This window comes from Methylobacterium sp. Leaf87 (assembly GCF_001422775.1).
Classification (GTDB): Bacteria; Pseudomonadota; Alphaproteobacteria; order Rhizobiales; family Beijerinckiaceae; genus Methylobacterium.
Map to the genome: position 1 here is coordinate 171834 of NZ_LMMI01000007.1, position 7454 is coordinate 179287.

Here is a 7454-nt window from a genome sequence, read left to right on the forward strand (position 1 = left end):
AGAGGCTCGGAATCCCTCCATGAAAGTTGTCGTCGTCGAGTCGCCGGCCAAGGCCAAGACGATCAACAAGTACCTCGGCCGCGACTACGAGGTCCTCGCCTCGTTCGGCCACATCCGCGACCTGCCGGCCAAGGACGGCTCCGTCGATCCGGAAGCCGACTTCCACATGCTGTGGGAGCTCGACGAGCGCGGCTCGAAGCGGGTCTCGGACATCGTCAAGGCGCTCAAAGGTGCCGACGGCCTGATCCTCGCCACCGATCCGGACCGCGAAGGCGAGGCCATCTCCTGGCACGTGGTCGAGGCGCTCAACGCCCGGCGCGCCCTGAAGGGCATGCACGTGGAGCGGGTGACCTTCAACGCCATCACCAAGGCGGCGGTGGACACCGCCATGCGCAACCCGCGCCAGATCGACCAGGCCCTGGTCGACGCCTACCTGGCCCGCCGGGCGCTGGATTACCTCGTCGGCTTCAACCTCTCGCCGGTGCTGTGGCGCAAGCTGCCGGGCGCCCGCTCGGCCGGCCGCGTCCAGTCCGTGGCGCTCCGCCTCGTCTGCGAGCGCGAACGCGAGATCGAGGTGTTCAAACCGCGCGAGTACTGGTCCCTCGTCGCGACCCTGACGACCGACACCGGCGCGGTGTTCGAGGCCCGGCTCACGGGCGCGGACGGCCGGAAGATCCAGCGCCTCGACGTCGGCACCGGCGAAGAGGCGGCGGCGTTCAAGCGCGACCTCGAACTCGCGACGTTCTCCGTCGGCAGCGTCGAGGCCAAGCCGGCCAAGCGCCACCCCGCGCCGCCCTTCACCACCTCGACCCTGCAGCAGGAGGCCTCGCGCAAGCTCGGGATGGCCCCGGCCCAGACCATGCGGGCGGCCCAGAAGCTCTACGAGGGCGTCGAGATCGGCGGCGAGACCGTGGGTCTCATCACCTACATGCGGACGGACGGCGTCGACATGGCGCCCGAAGCCATCGCCGACGCGCGGCAGGTGATCGCCAAGGAATACGGCGAGCGCTACCTGCCGGGGGCGCCGCGCAAGTACAGCACCAAGGCCAAGAACGCGCAGGAGGCCCACGAGGCCGTGCGCCCCACCGACATGGGCCGGCTGCCCAAGACCGTCGCCCGCACGGTGGATGCCGAGCAGGCCAAGCTCTACGAACTCATCTGGACCCGCACGGTGGCGAGCCAGATGGAATCGGCCGAACTGGAGCGCACCACGGTGGACATCGTGGCGAGCGTCGGCCCGCGCAGGCTCGACCTCAGGGCGACCGGGCAAGTCGTGAAGTTCGACGGCTTCCTCACCCTCTACCAGGAGGGCAAGGACGACGAGGAGGACGAGGACGGCCGTCGCCTGCCGCCGATGAAGGCCGGGGACGCCCTCAAGCGCGAGCGCATCGCCTCGACCCAGCACTTCACCGAGCCGCCGCCGCGCTACTCCGAGGCCAGCCTCGTCAAGCGCATGGAGGAACTCGGCATCGGCCGGCCCTCCACCTACGCGGCGATCCTGCAGACCCTGCGCGACCGCGAATACGTGAAAATCGAGAAGAAGCGCCTGGTGGCCGAGGACAAGGGCCGCCTCGTCACCGGCTTCCTCGAGAGTTTCTTCAAGCGCTACGTCGAGTACGATTTCACAGCCGACCTCGAAGGCCAGCTCGACCGGGTGTCCAACGCCGAGATCGACTGGCGCGAGGTCCTGCGCGATTTCTGGAAGGACTTCTCGGCCGCCATCGCGGGCACCAAGGAACTGCGCGTCACCGAAGTTCTCGACGCCCTGAACGACCTGCTCGGCGCCCACATCTTCCCCGAGAAGGCCGACGGCTCGAACCCGCGCACCTGCCCGACCTGCGGAGCCGGCCAGCTCTCGCTCAAGCTCGGCAAGTTCGGCGCCTTCGTGGGCTGCTCGAACTACCCCGAGTGCAAGTACACCCGCCAGCTCGCCGCCTCTGGCGTCGACGGCGACGGCGACGGCTCGTCGGAGAACGGCGGCCAGCCCGGCACGCGGGTGCTCGGCACCGATCCGGTCTCGGGGCTCGCCGTCACCGTGCGCGACGGCCGCTTCGGCCCGTTCGTGCAGCTCGGCGAGGCCTCGACGGACAAGGAGGCGGCCAAGCCCAAGCGCTCCTCGATCCCGAAGGGCCTCAGCCCGTCGAGCGTCGATCTGGAGAAGGCCCTCAAGCTGCTGTCCCTGCCGCGCGAGGTGGCGAAACACCCCGAGACCGGCGAGCCGATCCTGGCCAATCTCGGCCGGTTCGGGCCCTACGTGCAGCACGGCAAGATGTACGCGAATCTCGGCCGCGACGACGACGTGCTGGAGATCGGCGCCAACCGGGCCATCGACATCATCGTCGCCAAGGAGCAGGGCGGGGGCCGGCGCGGGCCCGCCGCCGATCCGGGCCGGGCGCTCGGCAACCACCCCGAGACGGGCAAGCCCATCGTGGTGAAATCGGGCAAGTACGGCCCCTACGTCACCGACGGCACCACCAACGCGACTCTGCCGAAGACCCAGGCGGCGGAGGACATCGACCTCCCCCAGGCCCTGGAGCTCATCGCCGCCCGCGAGGCGTCGGGCGGCGGCGGCAAGAAGCGCGCCCCGGCCCGCAAGGCGTCGGCGAAGTCGGCCACCGCCAAGAAGGCGCCGGCGAAGAAGGCAGCCGCGAAAAAGGTGGACGACGCGGGCGACGCGCCGGTGAAGAAAACCGTGACGCGCAAGGCCCCCGCGAAGAAGGCCGACGCCGAGGCCCCCACCAAAGCGGCCAAACCCGCGCCCCCGCGCAAGGCGGCGGCCAAGAAGGCCTGATCCGGGATTCCGGGTTTCCGAAGGGATCATCCCTTCGGCGGGTGCCGGGCAGATCCCGACACGATGTCCAGGGCCAGCCCTGGACCCGCGAAGGGCGATGCCCTTCAAGACCCGGAGCCCCTTCGCTCCGGGCGATCGGCCCGGAGCCGGATCAGATATCCAGCTCGGCCCCGTCGGCGAAGGCCGCGCGTTCGGAGATGAAGGCGAAGCGGGCTTCGGGCTTGTTGCCCATGAGGCGCTCCACGGCGTCCCCCGTGGAGACGCGGGCATCCTCCAGGACCCCGACGCGCAGGAGCGTGCGCTTCTTCGGGTCCATGGTGGTCTCCTTCAGCTGCGCCGGCATCATCTCGCCGAGACCCTTGAAGCGGCCGATCTCGACCTTGGCGCCCTTGAACACGGTCTTGATCACCCGCTCCCGGTCGGCGTCGTCGCGGGCATAGGCCGTCTTGGCACCGTGGGTCAGCCGGTAGAGCGGCGGGATCGCCAGGTAGAGGTGCCCCTTGTCGATGAGTTTGGGCATCTGCCGGTAGAAGAAGGTGATCAGCAGCGAGGCGATGTGGGCGCCGTCGACGTCGGCGTCGGTCATGATGATGACCTTCTCGTAGCGAAGGTCCTCCAGGCGGAACGCGTTGCCGGTGCCGCAGCCGAGCGCCTGGGTCAGGTCGGAGATGAGCTGGTTGGCACCGAGCTTATCCCGGCTCGCCGAGGCCACGTTGAGAATCTTTCCGCGCAACGGAAGAATGGCTTGGCTGGCACGGTCGCGCGCCTGCTTGGCCGAGCCGCCGGCCGAGTCGCCCTCGACGATGAAGATCTCCGAGCCGGCCATGCCGGCCTTGGAACAATCGGCGAGCTTGCCCGGGAGCCGCAGCTTGCGCGTGGCGGACTTGCGGGCGACCTCCTTCTCCTGGCGACGGCGCAGGCGCTCCTCGGCCCGGTCGATCACCCAGTCGAGGAGCTTGTTGGCCTGGGCCGGCGAGGCGGCGAGCCAATGGTCGAACGCGTCGCGGATCGCCGTCTCGACGATGCGGGACGCCTCGACGGTGGCGAGCTTGTCCTTGGTCTGGCCCTGGAACTCCGGCTCGCGGATGAAGACCGACAGCATCGAGGCGCAGGTCGCCATCACGTCGTCGGTGGTGACCGCCGTCATGCGTTTCGCCTGGTTCACGCGCTCGGCGTGCTCGCGCAGGGCCCGCAGCAGGGCGACGCGCAGGCCGCTCTCGTGGGTCCCGCCTTCCGCCGTCGGGATCGTGTTGCAGTAGGAGGCCGAGATGCCGTCGTCGACCACCATCCAGGCCACCGCCCATTCGAGGGACCCGTGGCCGCCCGGTTTGGTGATCTTGCCCGAAAAGATCGCGTCGGTGACGAGTTCCTTGCCCTCGAGATCGCGGGCGAGATAGTCGCGCAGGCCGCCGGGAAAGCGGTGCACGGTCTCGGCCGGCACGTCGTCGATCCCTTCCAGCAGGGCGGGGGCGCAGCGCCAGCGGATCTCGACGCCGCCGAACAGGTAGGCCTTGGAGCGGGCCATTCGGAACAGGCGGCGCGGATCGAACTTCAGCGCCCCGAAGATCTGCGGGTCGGGATGGAAGCGCACCCGGGTGCCGCGCCGGTTCTGCACCCGGCCAACGGTCTCCAGGGGCCCCTGAACGTGGCCGCGCGAAAAGGTCTGGCGGTAGAGGGTCTGGGCACGGGCGACCTCGACCTCGAGCTCGTCGGACAGGGCGTTGACCACCGAGATGCCGACGCCGTGCAGGCCGCCGGAGGTCTCGTAGACCTTCGAATCGAACTTACCGCCCGCGTGAAGGACGGTCATGATGACCTCCAGCGCCGACTTGTTGGGGTATTTCGGGTGCGGGTCGACGGGGATGCCGCGCCCGTTGTCGGTCACCACGAGGTGGCCGCTCTCCTCAAGCTCCACCTCGATGAAGCTGGCATGGCCCGCCACCGCCTCGTCCATGGAATTGTCGATCACCTCGGCGAAGAGGTGGTGCAGGGCGCGCTCGTCGGTGCCGCCGATATACATGCCGGGGCGGCGGCGCACCGGCTCCAGGCCTTCCAGCACCTCGATGGTGGAGGCGTCGTAGCCGGCCTCCGCCGAGAGGGCGGGCGAGGGCGCGGGGACGATCGCAGCCTCGAGCTTGCGACGCTCGGCCGGCTTGGGCGCGGGCACCTTGCCCTTCGCGAAAAGGTCGCGGGCGGGGTCGCTCACCGGATCGCTCCGCGCAGGGGATGGCACGGCCGCGGGCTTCGCGGACCGGATCGCAGAGGGGGACCGTGCAGCATTCGCCTTCATCCTCTGACCATACCGGAACAAACCGGAAACAGAAAGGGGCCTTCACCCTCGGGGCAGGGGTACGGTCCCCTGCCCTAAGGGCCGCACACCCCCTGCCCTGCAGGGCAGGATACCCCATTGCATGGGATGGGGTTGGTTAAGAAGGGCTGACGGTCGCGGGAACCCCTTTCCGGCCGGGGTCGATTCGAGACTCAGGTGCCGACGCGCCCGCCGCCGTGCCTGGTGATCGCCACCACGGCCGGGCGCGGCGGCAGGGCCGGATCGAAGTCCGGCCAGCGGGTCGAGGGTGCCTCGAAGGTGGCGGGCGCGGCCTTGGGATCGTCCTCGTCGGCCTCGCCTGGATGCTGGACGGCGACGAAGAAGGTGGTGTCGTCGGGGGTGAAGTAGGGGCCGCACATCTCGGCCCCGCAGGGCACCCGGAAGAAGTGCTTGCCCGTTCCGCGCCCCTGCCCCTCCGTCTCCATGGCCCAGATGCCGTCGGCCCGGCCCGTGCGCGAGGCCGAGTTGCCGTCGGTGGCGACCCAGAGGCGTCCCTGCCCGTCGACGGCGCAATTGTCCGGCATACCGAACCAGCCGTCCTTGGTGGTGGCCGACGAGAAGGTCGCCCCGACCGCCGCGATGGCGGGATCGCCGCAGCGCACCAGAATCTCCCAGGCGAACCCGAGAGCGGCGTGGTCGCCGTCGTCGGGGGTGAGTTCGACGATGTGGCCGAAGCGGTTGTCGGCGCGGGGGTTCACGGCGTCGACCTGATCAGGTTTGCGCTTCCCGTTGTTGGTCAGCATCACGTAGACCTTGCCGGTCTTCGCGTTGGCCTCGACGTCCTCCGGGCGGTCCATCTTGGTGGCGCCGAGACGGTCGGCGGCCAGGCGCGCGCCGATGAGCACATCGGCCTGGCTGGAAAAGCCGTTGGCGGGCGTCAGAGGTCCCTCACCGAACACCAGGGGCATCCAGGCGCCGCGCCCGTCGGGGTCGAACCGGGCGACGTGGAGCGTGCCGGCATCGAGCAGGTCGCGGTCGCCGCTATCGGCCCGGCCCGCGGTGACGAACTTGTAGACGTAGTCGAAGCGCTCGTCGTCGCCCTGGTAGACGACGTATTGTCCTTGCCTGGCGACGATGCCGGCCGCCCCCTCGTGCTTGAACCGGCCCATGGCGGTGCGCTTCTTCGGGACGGAAGTCGGATCGAACGGATCGATCTCGACCACCCAGCCGAAGCGGTTGGGTTCGTGGGGCGTCGCTCCGATGTCGAAGCGCTCGTGGAACCGGCCCCAGGCATAGGCGGAGTTCGGCAGGTTGAAGCGCGTGTGGTTGGCGGCCTCGGCGGAATCCTTCGGCAGGGCGCCCGAGAAGTAGTAGTTGATGTTCTCCTCGCAGGTGAGCCACGTGCCCCACGGGGTCGTGCCGCCGGCGCAGTTGTTGATCATGCCGTGGACGGCGCGGCCGCTGGGATCGGTGGCGGTCCTCAGCCGTTCGGAACCGGCGGCGGGGCCGGTGAGCACCATCGGCGTCTCGGCGGTGATGCGGCGGGCGTATCGCGAATCCGGCACCACGGCCCAGCGGCCGTCCGTGCGCCGGATCTCGAGGACCGAGCCGCCATGGGCCGCCATCTCGATCCCGACGAGTTCCTTCGTCATCCCCGCGAAGGCCACGTCCCGGATGTCCTGGCGCCCGAGGCCGGGGAACATGAGCTCCTCGTTGGTGTACTCGTGGTTGACCACCAGGAGCCCGTGGGCGGCCGGGTCGGCGGCCCCCGGCATGGGGAAGTAGCCGACGAAGTCGTTGTTGTAGCCGAACTGCTGCCCCTGCGCGGCGGCCGACTGGTTGCGTGGGTCGAAGGCCGGGGCGCCCGGCAGCACGGGGTCGCCCCAGCGGATGAGGATCTCGGCGTCGTGCCCCGCCGCCACGTGATGGTGCGTATCCGAACCGGCTTCGATCTCGGCGAAGGGGAAGCGCGTCGGCGACGGATCCCGAGCGGCGAGACCTTGAGCGGCGAGACCTTGGGCGGCTCGGGCCTCCCCTGCGGCCAGGGCACGGGGCGTCACCACGGCGGCGATGGCGCCGACACCGAGGAGGCCGCGCAGCAGGTCGCGCCGGTCGAAGCGCGCGGCGACGACATCCCCGAAGGTGGCATTGGGGCTGGTGTTCGAGCCGGCATCCTCGGCGGCCTCGGCCGCCTGCGAGCGGGTTCGCGTCGGCTGCGTCATCGATCGGCTCCGTGAATCCTGGAAAACACGCCTCCTAGCGACCGCCCATGGCATCGGCGTGACGGTCCCGCGCACACGAAAAAGCCCGGCCTTTCGGCCGGGCTTCTCACGATGACGGGAGTCCGGTGGCGCTCCGAGGGAGCGCCGGTCGGGTCCTAGTACGAGCCGAACT

3 protein-coding genes are annotated in these 7454 nt (G+C 69.8%); 1 reads left to right on the forward strand and 2 read right to left on the reverse strand.

The annotated features are described in order from the left end of the window. The first annotated feature begins 19 nt into the window (after positions 1 to 19). Positions 20 to 2791: a type I DNA topoisomerase gene (gene topA, locus ASF22_RS06750; RefSeq protein WP_056262657.1), complete on the forward strand. Its 2772-nt coding sequence runs from the start codon at positions 20 to 22 to the stop codon at positions 2789 to 2791. 151 nt (positions 2792 to 2942) lie between these two features. Here topA and parE read toward each other — a convergent pair whose 3' ends face one another. Then, positions 2943 to 4997: a DNA topoisomerase IV subunit B gene (gene parE / locus ASF22_RS06755; RefSeq protein WP_056168368.1), complete on the reverse strand. Its 2055-nt coding sequence runs from the start codon at positions 4995 to 4997 to the stop codon at positions 2943 to 2945. A 275-nt stretch (positions 4998 to 5272) separates the two neighbouring features. Next, complete coding sequence (locus ASF22_RS06760; protein ID WP_056262660.1) at positions 5273 to 7282, reverse strand: PhoX family phosphatase; 2010 nt, start codon at positions 7280 to 7282, stop codon at positions 5273 to 5275. Between the last annotated feature and the right edge of the window lie 172 nt (positions 7283 to 7454).

What these genes read in the sequence shown, in the direction of transcription:
- ASF22_RS06760 (WP_056262660.1), bottom strand. Translation starts at nt 7,282, where the DNA reads ATGACGCAGCCGACGCGAACCCGCTCGCAGGCGGCCGAGGCCGCCGAG.
- topA (WP_056262657.1), top strand. Translation starts at nt 20, where the DNA reads ATGAAAGTTGTCGTCGTCGAGTCGCCGGCCAAGGCCAAGACGATCAAC.